Source organism: Stappia indica, from assembly GCF_020177335.1.
GTDB lineage: Bacteria > Pseudomonadota > Alphaproteobacteria > Rhizobiales > Stappiaceae > Stappia > Stappia indica_B.
This window is the reverse complement of sequence record NZ_JAIVMG010000001.1, coordinates 711373-727046: the sequence shown is the minus strand read 5'-3', so window position 1 is coordinate 727046 and position 15674 is coordinate 711373. Positions and strand designations below refer to the sequence as shown.

Annotated in this window: 11 protein-coding genes; 4 read left to right on the top strand and 7 right to left on the bottom strand. The window is 65.5% G+C overall.

Translation table 11 applies throughout. The features are described 5' to 3' along the window. Positions 1-80 precede the first annotated feature (80 nt). The 4 genes from LC062_RS03215 to LC062_RS21450 all read right to left on the bottom strand — a co-directional run bounded on the left by LC062_RS03215 (position 81) and on the right by LC062_RS21450 (position 4469). A complete protein-coding gene (locus LC062_RS03215) occupies positions 81-1361 on the bottom strand; it encodes an ABC transporter substrate-binding protein (RefSeq protein ID WP_224909563.1) in 1281 nt (426 codons plus the stop codon). A gap of 171 nt (positions 1362-1532) precedes the next feature. After that, positions 1533-2387 carry a carbohydrate ABC transporter permease gene (locus tag LC062_RS03210; protein ID WP_404829668.1) on the bottom strand — a complete coding sequence of 285 codons (855 nt, stop codon included), beginning with the start codon at positions 2385-2387 and terminating at the stop codon, positions 1533-1535. Continuing rightward, positions 2387-3328 (bottom strand): carbohydrate ABC transporter permease, encoded by a 942-nt coding sequence (locus LC062_RS03205; RefSeq protein ID WP_224909562.1) that lies wholly within the window; start codon positions 3326-3328, stop codon positions 2387-2389. The genes LC062_RS03210 and LC062_RS03205 overlap by 1 nt, the downstream gene beginning before the upstream one ends. Then, on the bottom strand, positions 3318-4469 hold the full coding sequence (locus tag LC062_RS21450; RefSeq protein WP_318246091.1) for an ABC transporter ATP-binding protein: 1152 nt from the start codon (positions 4467-4469) through the stop codon (positions 3318-3320). Before LC062_RS21450 ends, LC062_RS03205 begins: the two co-directional genes overlap by 11 nt. An 882-nt stretch (positions 4470-5351) precedes the next feature. Here LC062_RS21450 and rnk point away from each other — a divergent pair. Then, positions 5352-5786 (top strand): nucleoside diphosphate kinase regulator, encoded by a 435-nt coding sequence (gene rnk / locus LC062_RS03195; RefSeq protein WP_224909561.1) that lies wholly within the window; start codon positions 5352-5354, stop codon positions 5784-5786. A gap of 426 nt (positions 5787-6212) precedes the next feature. On the opposite strand, the gene LC062_RS03190 is transcribed toward rnk, so the two are convergent. The 3 genes from LC062_RS03190 to dsrO are packed head-to-tail and all read right to left on the bottom strand — an operon-like array spanning position 6213 to position 11212. Continuing rightward, positions 6213-9299 carry a molybdopterin dinucleotide binding domain-containing protein gene (locus LC062_RS03190; protein ID WP_224909560.1) on the bottom strand — a complete coding sequence of 1029 codons (3087 nt, stop codon included), beginning with the start codon at positions 9297-9299 and terminating at the stop codon, positions 6213-6215. Then, on the bottom strand, positions 9292-10452 hold the full coding sequence (gene nrfD, locus LC062_RS03185; RefSeq protein ID WP_224909559.1) for an NrfD/PsrC family molybdoenzyme membrane anchor subunit: 1161 nt from the start codon (positions 10450-10452) through the stop codon (positions 9292-9294). Before nrfD ends, LC062_RS03190 begins: the two co-directional genes overlap by 8 nt. Continuing rightward, the gene (gene dsrO / locus LC062_RS03180) at positions 10433-11212 is read right to left on the bottom strand and encodes a sulfate reduction electron transfer complex DsrMKJOP subunit DsrO (protein WP_224909558.1); all 780 of its coding nucleotides are present in this window, start codon (positions 11210-11212) and stop codon (positions 10433-10435) included. The genes nrfD and dsrO overlap by 20 nt, the downstream gene beginning before the upstream one ends. 566 nt (positions 11213-11778) lie before the next feature. On the opposite strand from dsrO, the gene LC062_RS03175 reads away from it, so the two are divergent. The 3 genes from LC062_RS03175 (at position 11779) to LC062_RS03165 (ending at position 15671) form a co-directional block, all read left to right on the top strand. Further along, entirely contained in the window at positions 11779-12942 is a 1164-nt protein-coding gene (locus LC062_RS03175; protein WP_224909557.1) for a LysR family transcriptional regulator, read from the top strand. Between the two features lie 120 nt (positions 12943-13062). Next, positions 13063-14445, top strand: a complete 1383-nt coding sequence (locus tag LC062_RS03170) for a dihydroorotase (RefSeq protein ID WP_224909556.1) — start codon at positions 13063-13065, stop codon at positions 14443-14445. Next, positions 14442-15671 (top strand): Zn-dependent hydrolase, encoded by a 1230-nt coding sequence (locus LC062_RS03165; protein WP_224909791.1) that lies wholly within the window; start codon positions 14442-14444, stop codon positions 15669-15671. Before LC062_RS03170 ends, LC062_RS03165 begins: the two co-directional genes overlap by 4 nt. Positions 15672-15674 lie beyond the last annotated feature (3 nt).

The window sequence follows — 15674 nt, the reverse complement described above, 5'->3', positions numbered from 1 at the left end:
CGGGGCGCTCCGGCTGTAGGCGGAGCGGGTCCGGAACCGGCCCGCCAGAACCAGGGTCCTGGCGGGCCGGGAACCCAGGCTTACTTGCCGATCAGGGCGTTGGTCTCATCGACCATCTCGGCCAGACCGTCCTCGACGGACAGGTCGCCGGCCATCACCGCGCTGATGATGTCGCGCTGGGTGCGCCAGATCTCGACCGCGTTGGTGCCCGGGTAGCCGCCCCACGGGATCGCCCGCTCAAGCTGGTTCAGCGAGGTCTTCCAGTTGGGGTTCTTGGCGTAGAAGTCACCAAGCAGTTCCGGCGCCATCGCCAGCTGGTTGGTGGGCATGTAGCCGGAACCGAGCACGGCGAGCTTCTGTCCCTCGGGGCTCGCAGCGAACTTGATGTACTCGAAGGCGGCCTTCTGCCGTTCTGCGTCCTGGGTGGTGATGATACCGCCGTTGCCGCCGGTCGGCACCTTGCCGTTCGCCTTGTCGGCAACCGGGTAGATGGTCGAGCCGACGGTGAATTTGCCCTTGGCCAGCTCTTCGAAGGAGCGTGCGGAGTTGACCGACTGAATGGTGAAGCCCGTGAGGCCAGCGGCGAACTGCTGACGGCTCTGCGAGAACTCCATCTGCTTCATGCCGGCGTCCTTGACGAAGCGCACGGCCAGTTCCAGGGCCTTCTTGCCGCTGTCGTCATTCCAGGCAACGGCGGTGCCGTCCTCGTTCATGAACGGGGCGCCCTGCTGCGAGATCAGCGCGCGCCACAGCCAGTCGTCCGGCCAGGCGTCGACCGCATAGGACATGCCGGTGATGTCATCGCCGAGCGCGTCGACCTTGCCGGCCAGCTCGATCCAGCCGTCCCAGTCCTCAGGCATGTTGTCCAGATCGCCGCCGGCCTTCTTGACCAGGTCCGCGTTGTAGAAAACGATCGGCGTGGAAGCGTTGAACGGCAGGCCGTAGATCTCACCCTTCACGGTGGTCAGGTTGATCATCGCCGGATTGTAGTTCTTCTCCAGCCATTCGGCACCGCCGGCGGCCTCGATGAACGGGGCAAGCGGCACATCCAGCTCGCGCGCCTGAAGCTGCTCGATCAGCTCCGGCAGCAGGTGGTAGCCGGAGAAGACGATATCCGGGAGATTGCCGGTCAGCGCATCGCGGATGATCGCCTGGTGAGCCTGGTCGTAGCTCTCGGCCGGGGCGAGGAAGTTGATCTTGATGTCCGGGTTCTTCTCCATGAAGGCGTTGGCGACGTCTTCATGGAAGTGGCGGTGGCCCGGCCATGCGTGCAGCACATTCAACGTGACCTCGGCTTGTGCCGCGACCGTGCTTGCCAGTAGAGTTGCGCCAAGGGCGGCGGTGCTAAGCAACTGTTTCATCGTTTTCCCTGTCGAAGGGGGGAGTATCCCCGTTTGATGCGGCCTCAGGGCCGCGGGTTGCGCGGGGGTGGTGGCAGCCACCTTCCGCGTCTCGCGCTTGTCAACGCGATCTCGTCGGGGAGCGGGCCTTGACCTCATGGCGGCCCGGCTCCCGATTTGTCAGCAAGGCGCTTATTTCACGCCGGTCATGGTGATGCCGCGGATGAACTGGCGCTGGGCGAAGAGGAAGGCCAGCATCAGGGGCGCGGTCAGGATGGTGGCGGTTGCCATCAGCGCGCCGTAGTTCTCGCCGCTTTCGGAATCCGCGAAATAGGCCAGCCCCAGCGGCGGCGTCATCAGCTCGTTGGAGCGGATCACGATCATCGGCCAGTAGAGGTCGTTCCAGTGGCTGGTCAGCGAGAACACCGAGAAGGCGGCGATGGCGGGAACCGAGCCGGGCACGACGATGGTCCACAGGATCGCCCATTCCGACATGCCGTCGAGCCGCGCCGCGTGGATGATCTCATCCGGATAGGACTTGAAGCTCTGGCGGAACAGGAAGATCGCGAACACCGAGAGGAAGAACGGCATCATAGCGGCGAAGTAGGTGTCGAGCGCGCCAATCGCGTTGAGCCCGAGAAAGAGCGGCAGCGCCGGCACCTGGATCGGCACCGTCAAGGCGAAGATGACGATGGCGAACAGCAGCTTGCGGCCGCGAAATTCGAACTTGGCCAGCGCATAGGCGCACGGGATCGCCGTCAGCAGTTGCACCAGCAGAATGCCGAGGGAGATGATCACGCCGTTCTTCATGAAGGTCAGCACCGGCGTGGCAGTCAGCGACTCGATGTAATAATGCGCGCCAGTAAAGACTTGCGGCAGCCAGTTGAACTCCGGCGTGAACAGCTCCTGCGGTGCCCGGAACGAGGTCACCAGCATCACGTAGAACGGGAACATGAAGATGAACGCCAGCGCCAGCAGGAATGCATGGGAGGCGAACTGGCCGAGGGTGTAGCGCATGCCGGCGCCGGCCTGTCGGGTCTTTGACATCAGTAGTGCACCTTCCGGTCCAGCACCCGCGCCTGAAGAAAGGCGAAGATCATGATGATGGCGAGGAAGACGACGGTCATCGCCGCCGCCGAACCCATGCGGAAGTAGGTGAAGCCTTCCAGATAGGTGGTGTAGAGCAGCACGTCCGAGGCTCCGCGACGGGGACCGCCCCGGGTGATCACCGCCACCGTGTCGAACACCTTGAAGGCGGTGATGGTGGAGGTGATGATCACGAACATCGTGGTCGGCCCGAGCAGCGGCAGGGTCACGGAAAAGAAGCGGTCGAGCGGGTTTTCCATGCCATCGACCGACGCGGCGTCGTAAAGCTCCTCCGGGATCGCGGTCAGCCCGGCGATGAACAGCACCATGTTGAACCCGGCAAGGCTCCAGATGTTGATCAGGGCAAGGCCGCCCAGCACCAGGTCCGGGTCGCTGAAGAAGTCGATGGCTGGCAGGCCCCAGGATTTCAGCAGCAGGTTGAACGGACCGATGGTGCCGTGCAGCAGGTACTTCCAGACGGTGGCCATGGCGACGAGCGTCGCGGTGACCGGCAGGAAGAAGATGAGCTGGTAGATCTTGCGACCGCGGGTGAGGCCGTTGATCAGCACCGCCAGCAACAGGCCGAGAAAGACGCTGGCCGGCACCACCATCGCCACATAGGTGAAGGTGTTGCCGAGCGCTCGCCAGAAGGCGCGGTCGCTGTTCAGGTCGACGTAGTTGTCGAGCCCGACGAAGGACACCTCCAGCGCGCCGAAGCGGTAGTCGGTGAAGCTGAGCAGGACGATCGCCGCGATCGGCAGCAGCATCAACAAGACCAGCAGGACGACGGAGGGGCCGGCGAGCGACCAGCTGACCCAGCCGGGGATCTGCGCGCCATGCCGGCGGCGCGGCGACACGGCGACGGGGGCAGGGCCGGGGAAGGCGGCGATATCAGCTGGCATGGGACAGCATCCTGTCCGCCGGCATCATGCCGTCAGGTGAAAAGGGCAGGGGCGCGCGCTTGCCTGACGGGTCGAATGCCAGCAGCGCCTCCGGCCGCAGGGTGAAGGCGATCTGGCCATCGGCGACGGCAAGGCCGCTCCACTGCGCGGCGGGAATGCGCCCGGTGACCTCGGTGCCCTGATCGGTCTGCAGGAACACCAGCACGTCATGGCCCAGGAGCTCATGGCGCAGCAGCCGGGCGTCGACGCCGATGCCCGCCGATTTGGGCGTGAAGTCGATAGCCTCGGGACGGAAGGCGATATGGGCGATGCCGTCCGGCAGCGGCTGGCCGGTCCAGCGCGCGGTCTCTTCGGTCGACACCACATTGATTTCCGGCGAGCCGATGAAGCGGGCGACGCGCAGGTCCTGCGGGTTGGTGTAAAGCTCCTGCGGGCTGGCGCATTGCACGATCTCGCCATCCATCATCACCGCCACCCGGTCCGACATGGTCATCGCCTCGGTCTGGTCGTGGGTGACGTAGATGAAGGTGGCACCGAGCCGCCGGTGCAGGCTGGTGATCTCGCCGCGCATGGTGACCCGAAGCCGTGCATCCAGATTGGACAGAGGCTCGTCCATCAGGAACACCTTGGGGTTGCGGATGATGGCGCGGGCAAGGGCGACGCGCTGACGCTGACCACCGGAGAGGGCGGCCGGTTTGCGCGGCAGCAGGTGGCCGATTTCCACCTGATCGGCGACCTCGCGCACGGCCTCCTGAATTTCACGGCGGGCGGTGCGCTGGCCCGGCACCAACCGGCCCAGCACCGGCAGGCGGACTGCGGTGGGCAGCCGGCGGACCCGCAAGGGCGTGCCGATGTTCTGCTCCACGCTCATATGCGGGTAGAGCGCGTAGGACTGGAACACCATGGCGATGTCCCGTTCCCGGGGACGCAAATGGTCGACGCTTGTCCCGTCGATGCGGATTTCACCGGCGCTTTGCGGCTGCAGGCCCGCCATGATGCGCAGCAAGGTGGACTTGCCGCAGCCGGAGGGACCGACCAGGGTCATGAACTCCCCGGCCTCGATGGTCAGGGAGGCGGAACGCAGGGTCTGCGTCGCGCCATAGGATTTCTCGATATTTTCCAGTTCAACCTTCGCGGACACGGATGGTTCCCCAGTGTGTTTGGTCAGCCGTCCGACCGGCCGGCGCGCAAGGCACACGCCGCCCCATCCCGGCCGCTGTACGCTGCCGGGTCTGTCGTCTCGTCTGGATCATTTGAGTGGCTCGCCGGTTGTGCGCTTCTACGGATCTTGTCGTGCGGCACCTGCCGGAAGGCCGATGGTGGGAACCCTATTGGAGTTTTGCTTCAGTTTTGTGATGCCCTGAAATTTTCCTCCGTTCCTGATCAAGGTGTTGAATTATATGAAATAAAAATGGTTTTCACTGGGCGCATTCAGGGAATGGTGCAACCCTTGATGTCGTGCCGCTTTCCGGTGGGGCAGACGCCCGTCTTCGGCATCCCCGGGTGGAAGCGGAGGAGGGAGCGCTGCTCTCGATCCCGGGCCATGGAGGGTGGAATCGGCAGACCAGGGCGCGCGTCACAATGGGCAATTGACACCCCGCTCCGCCGTGCCTATCTGTTTAGGTATGTTGCTCCATGCAGATCATTTTCGATTTCTTCTGCTGACCCGCCCCTTCCCCCGGGCGGCCTAGGCGTATTGCGCCTGTCTTACCCCCGGGGCTTCCTTACATTTTCGAGTTGAAAGGGTGACCGGCCGGTCACCGGAAACATGGCATCCAGGAAGCGGCGAAGGGCATTCGGCTTTCCCTTGATATCCCTGACCACGCTCTTCGACCGGTCGGTCTGCCGGCAGTTCTGATTGAAGTCCGGCTGTTGTCGCAGATGGCGGCCATGGACCTGCAAACGCGCTTCATTCATCCGGTGACTTCTGCCTTGCGTCCCTTGAACGCCGGGTGCGCCGCCGGCCTGATCGTCAATCGTTCCGTTTCTGTCCCCGGCCACTGGCCTTCCAAGGAGACTTCGCATGACCACTGCTGCCAAGCCGCGTCGCCCGTCCGGGCGCCGGCCGAAAATCACCCTCGGCGAGGAGACGCTGGAGCGTCTCGAAGCGCTTGCCGAGGCGGCCATGGCGCGCAACCCGTCCCTGGCCGAACGCCTGCTTGAAGAGATCGACCGCGCCCGTGTGGTGCCGCAGAAGCGCCTGCCGGCCAAGGTCGTGGCGATCGGCAACAAGGTGACCTACCACGACGAGACCACCGGGCAGGAGCGCACCGTCACACTGGTGTTTCCGGACGATGCTGATATCGACCGGCAGCGGATTTCGGTGATGACCCCCATTGGCGTGGCGCTCATGGGCCTGACCGAGGGCGCTTCGTTCCACTGGGATACGCTGGATGATCACCGGCGGCAGCTCACCGTTGTCCGGGTCGAACCGGGCGACACGGAAGAGAAGGACTGACCCATGATCCGGACGAAAGGAGCCCGTGCGGCCGCACGTCCTTCGCCCGGAGCGGGCTGCCCCTGATGTGACAGGCATCGGGGGGCCTTCTCCGGGATCGGCGAACCCGTTTGCGTCCAGTCTTCAGGAGCCCCCGATGAGCTCGTTACTTCCACGTTCGATTTGTGTTCATTGCGATGCGGTGCTGCCCCGTGCCGCGCTGCTGCGCTGCCCCTTGTGCAGCCATCCCGTCAACCGGGCCGTGACGCCAGTCCGTGCGATCTGCCGCCGTTGCGACCGGCCGCTGCCGCGCGCCCATGCGGGGCATTGCCCGGCCTGTAGTGTCGGTTGAGGAAAGCGCCCGCCCGAACGAAAAACGGGCCGCCAACTGGCGGCCCGCTGTGTTTTTCCAATTGCCGATGGGGTGGGGCCCCGTGGCCGGCAAGGTCACACGGTGCTGATCCGCACCGGCAGGCCCTGACGGACGGAAGCGCCGGAAACCGGCTCCAGCCAGGTGCCGAGGGTCTTGCGCGTCGGGTCGGCAAAGCCGAGATCGTTGATGTTCACACCAGCGGCGATCCACGGGTTGCCGGGCACCGTCTCGCCGTCGATGACATGATCCCGCGCCCCCAGTTCGGTATGGCCGAAGCTGTGCTCGATGCCGATGGCCCCGGGCATCACGCCCTTGGTGACGATCGCCAGACCGCGCAACCGGCCGCCCGGGCTTTCGACCAGGATCTCCGCGCCGTGGGCGATGCCAAGCCGTTCCGCGTCGTCGTGATTGACCAGGATCGGGTTGTACGGCTTGATCATCCGCAGCCGCTCCAGTCCGATGGCATAGCTGTTCATCACGTTCGACTTGTAGGAGAACGCCAGCATCGGCCAATCGGCCTCCGCGAAATGGTCGCGCATGGCCGAGCCATCGGCCATCGCCGGACGCAGGAAGCGGGCGGTGCCGAACATCCGTTTGCCGGTCATGCTGTCGATGCAGGTGCCGACCTGTTCGTTCCAGACGCAGAGCGTCCGCTTCCACTGGTTGCCGAGCGCTTCGCCATCGCGGGCCTTGTCGAAGGTCTGATAGCGACCGCCACGGGAGTAAAGATGGGCGACCGGACCGCGCTCGTCGGCCGGAAGCGTCGCCTCGATCTCCGGCAGCAGCCGTTCCAGACCGGAAAAGCGGATGTCATCCTCGCTCGCGTCCGGCAGCGGCTTGCCCATGAAGGCGATGTTGGCCGCCGCACGCAGGTAGAAGTCCTCCGCCCGGTTCAGCGGATGGGTTCCACCCTCCGCATCGGTGATGGCGTTGTCGCCAAAGCCGTCAAGGCCGAGCCGCTTGGCCAGCTTGATGAAGAAGCTTTCCATGCTGACCGGTTGGCCATCGGCGGTCTTCGCCTGGCGCGGCTCGACGATCGGCCAGCAGGCGGTCGTCATCTTGGTCAGGTTGCCCGACCAGGCACCGGCGAAGCCCCACACCTCATACATCACCGAATCCGGCACGATGTAGTCGGCATAGGTGCTGGTCTCGTTGATGAAACCATCCACGGCGACATAAAGCGGCAGAACCTTCGGGTCGCGCAGCTTGTCGGCGATCAGCGTCTTCAGCCCGGCCTGGCCGTAGATCGGATTGCACATCACGCCGATCATCGCCTTGATCGGATAGGGATACCCGTCAATGGCTGCGGTGATGTGATCCGTCAGCACCGGTGGGGCCAGCCGGCGCCAGGGCGCGCGGGCGGGGTAGGGGCTCTTTCCTGCCGCCTTCAGTCGCTTGAATTCGCTGGTCTTCTCATACGGGAAGCGCGAGCGGGACAGGAACACGCCCTTGGGCTTGCGGGCGCCCTTGAAGCCGGCGAGGTTGTAGCGCGGGCCCTTGCCGGCACCGTTGAACTTGCCGCCGCCATGGGCGCTGCCGCCCGTGTGGTTGACGTTGCCGACCAGCACATTGAGCAATTGCAGGGCGTAGGCGGAATAAAAGCCCGCGCCCGACATCATGCCGCCGTGGCAGTCCACCGCCGCCGTGCGGCCGTGCTCCTTCAGCTTGCCGGCCATGTGCTGGAGCTGCTCCACCGACACGCCGCATTCCGCCGCCATTTCGTCGAGCGGATGGGACAGCGCTTCGTCGCGCAGGAGGCGCAGGGAGGTGCGCACCTCGACACTGGTGCCATCGGCCAGCGTGACCTTGGCATCAGTGAAAAGCTCCGCGCGATCCACCGTATTCGCCGGCACGATCGCGCCGGCCGCATCCACGACCATCGGCGCGTCGTCTTCCGCGTCCGCCGGCTTCAGGCCGAGATCGGATTCGCGCAAGAAAGCCCCGGCGCGCGGATGATCGTCGCTGGTGATGACCAGATGCACGGCGTTGCTGTTCGATGGCTCGCCCGCGGCCTTCGCCGCCGCGGCATTGGGGATCGAAAGATATTCCGCCGCATAGCCTTCGGTTTCGAACAGAAGGCGCATCAACGCCATGCCGAGCGCGGTGTCACTGCCCGGACGGATCGGCACCCAGTTGGCGCGCGGACCGGCGGCGCGGGCGACGGAGGCGTTCAGCGCCGGGTCGACGACGATGTACTCCAGCGTTTCGTCGACGCGGGCCTTCGACAAAAGCCGGCCCTGGCGCTTGAACGGGTTGCCCGCCTGCGACGGTGCCGTGCCGATGAACAGGCCGAAGGTGGCCTTCTCGAAGTCCGGCTTCAGATGCGCGTTCTTGGCGAGGTCGTTCATCATCGCGCCGGCGCCCATGCGGAAGGCGAGGCCGCAATAGGAACCGTGGTGGCCGTAGTTGCGGGTGCCGAACGCCTTGTCGGAGAAGCGGCGCAGCACGGCCGAGCGGCCGTAATCGGTCGCTTCCATGACCAGGAGCTGATTGGTCTTCGGCCCGTATTCCGGGTTTTCCGGGTCGAGCGGCGTGTCGTAGTCGTTGATGGCCGCCAGACCGTCCACATGGCCTTCGCCGAACAGGTCGCCGCCCTCGACGATTTCCTCGATCAACTGTTCGAAGCTGATCGTCTCCCACTTGCCTTCGCCGCGCTTGCCGGCGCGCTTCAGGCACTGGGTGATGCGGTGCGGGCTGGTGATCTGGGCGATCATCGCATTGCCGCGCGCGCAGGTGGTCGAGCGCGCCGCCCAGCCTTGATCCTGAAACGCGGTGGTGCGCAGCAGTGCATCCTTGACCGGCAGGGTCTCATCCGCGTGCTCATCCGCCGACAGCGGGTTGAACGGATTGCCGACCGAGCGCAGAACGGTCTCGCTACGGTTGTCGATCCGCACCCGCACGCCGCATAGGGTCGTGCAGCCATAGCAGACGGTGAAGGCGACGCGCTGGTCCGGATTCAGCGTGATGTCTCCGGTCTCCAGATCCACCCGGTATTCCGGATCGAGCGCATTGCCATAGACCGGATGCTTGGGCTTCTCGCCCGAGCTGCCCGTCAGGCCCTTGGCCATGCGGGTCAGGGGTTCGGAATAGCCGGCGGCAAAGGTGGCCGCACCGGCAGCGATGGCGCCGCCCTTGAGCAGATTGCGACGTGTCTTATCCATGGCTCGCGGCTCCTTTCGCCGAGTAGTCTGGGGTCGTGTCCGGCGCGTCTCCGGCGGTGCCGCCAAGAGCCCCGCGCCAGGGCACGAGCATGTCGATGACGAGGATCAGCGCGATCCACAGGCCGAAGGTGCCGACCACGCCGAGCCAGCCGCTGGAGCCCCAGCCAACGGTGTATTCCAGATAGCCCGCCGTCTGTTTCTGCACGGTCTGCACGTCCATCAGCACGACCCAGCGGGCCATCCAGGCAAGGTGCAGGGCGACAAGGCCGACGATCCAGCTCCAGCCGCGCTGGGGCTTGCGCCACAACAGAAGCAGGCAGCCGAGGGTGAGGGCGGTGCCGACGCCCAGGCCCCAGGCGGAGGTGGTGCGCCATTCCGCGCTGTGGCGGACCGAGCGCAGCGCGGCGGCGACCGAGCTGTTCTCCACGTAAAGACCTTCCAGCACCCACATCAGGGCAACGCCAGCGGTGGCCACGGCGGCGGCGGACACCACCCAGAGCATGTTGCGGGCAGTGTCGGGATCGCGCGGGCCGGCGATGCGCGACAGCAGCAGCACCAGACCGCCGGCGCCGATGAGGCCGGTGGTGGCGAAGAACGGCAGCAGCCACACGGTGTTCCACAGCGGCCGTCCCTTGACGATGGCGACCTCGCTGCCGGTGTAGACGGCGATGCCAAGCGACAGCGCGGCGGTCGCCAACGCCAGGGTGACCACGAGGAAGCGCGGGGTCTGCCAGCTGCCCAGCGTCACCAGCCGGGCGATCATGCCGAACAGATCGCTGCGGTCGCGCCAGGCCAGCATCGGCTCGCGCCAGACCAGCCAGGCCAGGGCGATGATCGCGAAGACGAAGGGCGGCAGCATCAGGCTGCCGATCGACATCCAGGACCAGGGGGTGAAATACGCATAGAAATGCCAGAACCGCAGCGGCTGATGCAGGTCGGCCAGCAGCGCGATCGGCGCGACGATTGCCGTCGTCATGGCGCCCAGCATGGCAAAGCGCGCGGTTGCCTTCCAGCGGGCCGCCCCCAGAAGGCCGGGCAGGGCAAGCCACAGCGACGCATAGGCCAGCGCGATCATGAAGAAGTACTGCACGGCCCAGGGGTACCAGGCGATCTGGTAGCGCGGGGCAAGGATCTCAATGACCGCTGAATTCATAGTGCAGCTCCTTGTTGTCCTTGCCGTGAATGTCCCAGATCGAGGCGAAAGCCTCGGGCCGGTCGATGAACCGTTCGTCCATCCCCAGATAGAAGACGTGCGGGCTGGTGCCCTTTTCCGGTTGCAGCACTTTCAGCTCGCCGTGATGCTCGGCGACCATCTTCGAAATCGTGCTCTCCGGATCGTTGAGGTCGCCGATGATGCGGGCGCCGCCGACGCAGCTTTCCACGCAGGCGGGCAAAAGCCCTGCCTCCAGCCGGTGGGTGCAGAAGGTGCACTTGTCCGCCGTCTGGGTCTTGTCGTTGATGAAGCGCGCGTCATAGGGGCAGGCCTGAACGCAATAGGCGCAGCCGACACAGCGCTCGGCATCGACGACGACGATGCCGTCTTCCTGCTGGTAGGTGGCCTGCACCGGACAGACCGGCACGCAAGGCGGGTTGTCGCAATGGTTGCACAGACGCGGCAGGAAGAAGGTCGACATGTCGCCGGTTTCCGGATCGTCGACCTCGTATTGAGAGACGATGGTGCGGAACTTGCCGAGTGGCGCGTCGTTTTCCAGATGGCACGACACCGTGCAGGCCTGGCAGCCGATGCAGCGGCGCAGGTCGATCAGCATGGCGTAGCGTTTGGCGGGATCGCCGCCGCGCCGCGGCGGCTGTTCGTTGATGGCGGCCTCCGCAACGGTGGCCAGCGGCACAAGGCTCGCGCCGGCGGCAAACCGCGCGAGCTGTCCCATGAACATCCGTCTTGCAAGATCCATGTGGCCTCCAGAGTGACTGGCATGCCGGCTGAGGCCGCCCAGAATCGGAACGGTCGTCGCGCCAGCGCAAATTTCGCTGAGCTGAAATTAGGTCGCGGTGTTCAGTGGCGATTTGATCGAGGTCAAAAACCCAAAATAATCAGTCGGTTATGACTTTTATGCATGGGAGGGTGTCCTGGAATGCAGGGCTCTGGACGATCTATCGCAAGGGAAGCATGCACGGCGGCCCGCCTCTCGAAGGGATGTCTGTCTGAATGCTGTAAAGGCGGTCTTCGCCGATGGAAGAGCGGTCTTTCCGCTTTGGCGCTTCGACAGGTTTCAAATCTACCACGCGACGCATGTTGGCGGAGGGACTTGCGCGAGGGGGAGGGAGTTCGTTTCAGGGTCTTCGGCGAGGAGGTCCACAACTTGTTTAGGGGCGGGGCGGGAAAACGCGGCGCTCAGCCTCCCGCATGACGTCCGTCCTTGTGCGGGTTCAACTTCAGGGCGGTGGCGCTGCCGTCTGATCTGGTGTCGCTGGGGGGGCTTCTTAGTCCTGGCCGGAAAACGTGGGATAGGCCTCACCGATGCGTCTCCTGACAATCATTCTGGGCGATCTTGTGCTTCGCGAAAATGGTGTTCGGGCTGCGGCGCGGATCAGCGGGGCGCCGGTGTCGACCGTTGCGTCCGCGCTGACGCGACTGGAGGCGGAGCTTTCCTTGCAACTGGTGCGTCGCGGCGGCGGTGATCTGGCGCTCTCGGTCCAGGGCGAACAGCTGCGCAACAGCCTGGAACGCCTCAGCACTCTATGCCGCCGGGTTTACCGGTTGTCACCTGACGATTCGCTCGGCGCGATCCTCACCACGCCCGTCACCCTGGAGGCTTTGTTCCGCCTGGCCGGCGTCCTGCGGGCTGGAAGCATCCGCAAGGCGGCATTGGAAATGCAACTTGGTCAGCCGCAACTGACCCGCACAATCACCCAGATCGAACAGCGGTTGGGGCGCGTGCTGATGGAGCGCGGCAGCCACGGCGTCACGCCCACGGCGGAGGGTCTGGCCTTGATCGAGGTCATCGACGAGTTGCAGGACCGCTGGTCGCATCTCAGCCGCACTTCGGACAACCGGTTCGAACGTGGCGTGCGCGGTCGTTCCCTGGGATCGGTCATCCCTTCCGGCAGCCAGAGCGAAATTGCGGAGGTGATGGCCCGCATTTCCGTCCGCTGGCTCCAGCGCTTCCCCATGCCACTGTTCATTGCGTCGGCGACGGCGGAGGAATTGATGACCGGTCTCGATGAGGGGCGCTACGACGCCGTTCTTCTGGACAGCGGAACGGTGGAGGACCGCTACCGCTGCGTGCCGATGCTGGCCGGGCGGCTTGCGCTCTATGGCAAGGATTTGCCCGACACGCTCGCCGGTCCTGAGTTGATGGAAGCACTGTCGCGTGCGCCTCTTGCCCTGCAGAGCCTGCGCAGCGGATTGCGTCAGAAGACGACGCAATTCCTGGATGACTTCTGCGGCCCCGACTGGCGCTGGAAGATCCGTCTGATGGAGATAGATTCGGTGCCCGTGACACTGAACGCCGTGCTCTATCAGGGTGCGATCTCGGTCCTGCCGGCTTCGCTGCGCCTGCCGGCCGGGGCGTGCGTCAAGCGTCTTCTGCTACCGGCCGACTACCTTCAGACGCTCTCCCTGATCTCTCGTCATGATGCACGGAGTCAGCGCTTTGTTGAGCAAATTCAAGAGCTTTTCTGAAACATCTCATCGCTCTTCCGCCTGAGCGAAACAGCGCATCGTCTGTCCATGTTTTGGGATATGCCCCTTTTGCGCATCGCTCGCTAGCGTTTTGTCACACAAGACGTGAGGGGGGACATCATGTCCGATTTTGATCTGGTGCTGCGCGGCCGCGTCGTTCTGACGGACCGTGAGGTCGAGGGTGGTTTCGTCGCTGTACGCGACGGCAAGGTCGCCCTGGTGGGCGAAGGCAGCGCCCCGGCCGCGCGTGAGCGGCATGACCTCGGCGCGGCGCTGATCCTGCCCGGTGCGGTCGATGCCCAGGTTCATTCTCTGTCGCAGAAGGGTGCGGAAGGTTTCGCCGCCTCCACCGCCGCAGCTGCTGCCGGCGGTGTCACCACCATCGTCGACATGCCCTATGACGAGGGCAATCTGGTCTGCTCCGCCGAAGCCGTGCGGCGCAAGGCCGCTGAGGCGGAGGCCGAAGCCCGCGTCGACGTGGCGCTTTATGGCACGGTCGATCCGACCGAGGGCCCGGTCCGCGTTGCCGAGCAGGCCGAGGCCGGCGTCGCTGCCTTCAAGTTCTCCACCTTCGGCACCCACCCGACGCGGTTCCCCCGCATTCCGCCGGCCCTTCTGATGGCCTGTTTCGCGGAAGTCGCCAAGACCGGCCTGGCCGCCGGCGTACACAATGAAGACGATGCCTTCGTGCGCGAAGCGGTTGCCGCAGTCGAGGCCGCCGGGATCACCGACTGGCGTGCCCATGGCCTGTCCCGGCCGCCGATGACCGAAATCCTGGCCATGTTGCAGATCTATGAGACCGGAGCGGCGACCGGCTGTCCGGCGCATGTGGTGCATTGTTCCCTCGGGCGCGGCTATGAGATCGCCAGCCGCTACCGTGCGGAGGGGCACCACGCCACTGCCGAATGCTGCATCCATTATCTGACGCTCGATGAGGAAAACGACGTCGCGCGGCTTGGCGGCAAGGCCAAGATCAACCCGCCGATCCGTCCGCGTGCCGAGGTCGAGACCCTGTGGCGCCATGTGGCCGCCGGCAACATCTCCATGGTCTCCACCGATCACGTGAGCTGGTCGGAGGATCGCAAGACCGATCCGGAGATGCTGAAGAACGCCTCCGGCGTGCCGGGGCTGGAAGTGATGGTTCCGCTCTTCGTCAAGGGCGCGCTGGAGCGGGGCATCTCGCTGACCTGGGCGGCCCGGCTGATGGCGGACAATCCTGCCCGCCATTTCCGCCTCGATCATGCCAAGGGCGGCATTGCCGCCGGGCGCGACGCCGACCTCACGGTTCTGGAGCCGGTCGCCCGCGTCTATGACGCAGCCGCCAGCCGTCATTCGCTCGCCGGCTGGTCGCCCTATGACGGGATCGAACTGCCCTGGACCACCGCCGCGACCTGGCTGCGCGGCCAGCAAGTCTTCGACGGTACGAGCGTTTGTGCGGCGCCGGGCACGGGCACCTTCGTGCGCCCCGAGCGGCCCCTTGGCCTGCGCAAGGCGGTGCACTGATGCGCAATCTCCGGGTCGACGCCAACCGCATTCAATCCGATCTTGAGGCGCTTGCCGCGATCACCGATCCCGGCCGCCCCTGGACCCGCCGGGCCTTTTCGCCCCGTTTCGATGAGGGGCGGGGGTGGCTTGCCCGCCGCTTCGCGGAAGCTGGTCTCACCGTCTCGCATGATGCTGGCGGCAATCTGATCGGGCGGCGTGCCGGCAGCGCCGGCGGGCTGGGTACGATCCTGCTCGGCTCCCATTCCGACACCGTGCCCGATGGCGGGCGCTTCGACGGTATCGCCGGTGTGGTGGTCGCCCTTGAAGTGGCGCGGACCCTGGCGGAACGCGGTCACGTCCTGCGTCACGATCTCGGCATTGTCGACTTCCTGGCGGAGGAGGTCTCCGTCTTCGGCGTTTCTTGCATCGGCTCGCGCGCCATGGCCGGGGTGCTGCCGGCGGACTGGATGGCACTTACCCACGAGGGACGGACGCTGGAAACGGCGATGCGCGACGTCGGCGGCGCGCCGGAGGGCATCGCCGCGCGTGATGATATCCGCGCCTTCCTGGAACTGCACATCGAGCAGGGGCCCGTTCTGGAAGACAGCGGCTGCGATCTGGGCATTGTCACCGCCATTGCCGGCATCACCCGCGTTGAGATCGTGCTGACGGGCCGCCCGGATCATGCCGGCACCACGCCGATGACCGGGCGCAGCGACGCGCTGGTCGCCGCCGCCGGGCTGGTCTCCGCCATCGAGGCGGAAGCCCGTGACCGTGCCGCACAGGGCAGTCATTTCACCGCCACCGTGGGCGAGTTCTCGATGGAACCCAATGCCGCCAATGTCGTGCCAGGCCGGGTGCGGATGTTGATCGATGCCCGAGCCGCCGACCGGGCGCAGATGCTCGGTTTCCTCGACTGGATTGATGCGCGCTGCGCCGCATTGCCCGAAGCCATTGCGGTGGAGGTGAGGCGCCTGTCCGACAACCAGCCGACGCCGATGGATGGCGCTTTGATCGACCGGCTGGATGCCGCTGCCGACCGCTGCGGGGCGCGGCACCGCCGGATGGTCTCCGGCGCCGGTCACGATGCCGCCTTCATGGCGCGGATTGCGCCGGCGGCCATGGTTTTCGTCCCCTGTCTCGGGGGGCGGTCACACTGCCCGGAAGAATGGGCCGAAACCGCCGACATCGCGCTAGGCGCGGAAGTTCTGGCCGAAACCGTTATCGCCCTGGACCAGGGCTGAGAC

Bases quoted from the DNA above. Each gene is read 5' to 3' on its own strand.
- LC062_RS03215 (WP_224909563.1), bottom strand. From the start codon at position 1,361: ATGAAACAGTTGCTTAGCACCGCCGCCCTTGGCGCAACTCTACTGGCA.
- LC062_RS03210 (WP_404829668.1), bottom strand. From the start codon at position 2,387: ATGTCAAAGACCCGACAGGCCGGCGCCGGCATGCGCTACACCCTCGGC.
- LC062_RS03205 (WP_224909562.1), bottom strand. From the start codon at position 3,328: ATGCCAGCTGATATCGCCGCCTTCCCCGGCCCTGCCCCCGTCGCCGTG.
- rnk (WP_224909561.1), top strand. From the start codon at position 5,352: ATGACCACTGCTGCCAAGCCGCGTCGCCCGTCCGGGCGCCGGCCGAAA.
- LC062_RS03190 (WP_224909560.1), bottom strand. From the start codon at position 9,299: ATGGATAAGACACGTCGCAATCTGCTCAAGGGCGGCGCCATCGCTGCC.
- nrfD (WP_224909559.1), bottom strand. From the start codon at position 10,452: ATGAATTCAGCGGTCATTGAGATCCTTGCCCCGCGCTACCAGATCGCC.
- dsrO (WP_224909558.1), bottom strand. From the start codon at position 11,212: ATGGATCTTGCAAGACGGATGTTCATGGGACAGCTCGCGCGGTTTGCC.
- LC062_RS03175 (WP_224909557.1), top strand. From the start codon at position 11,779: ATGCGTCTCCTGACAATCATTCTGGGCGATCTTGTGCTTCGCGAAAAT.
- LC062_RS03170 (WP_224909556.1), top strand. From the start codon at position 13,063: ATGTCCGATTTTGATCTGGTGCTGCGCGGCCGCGTCGTTCTGACGGAC.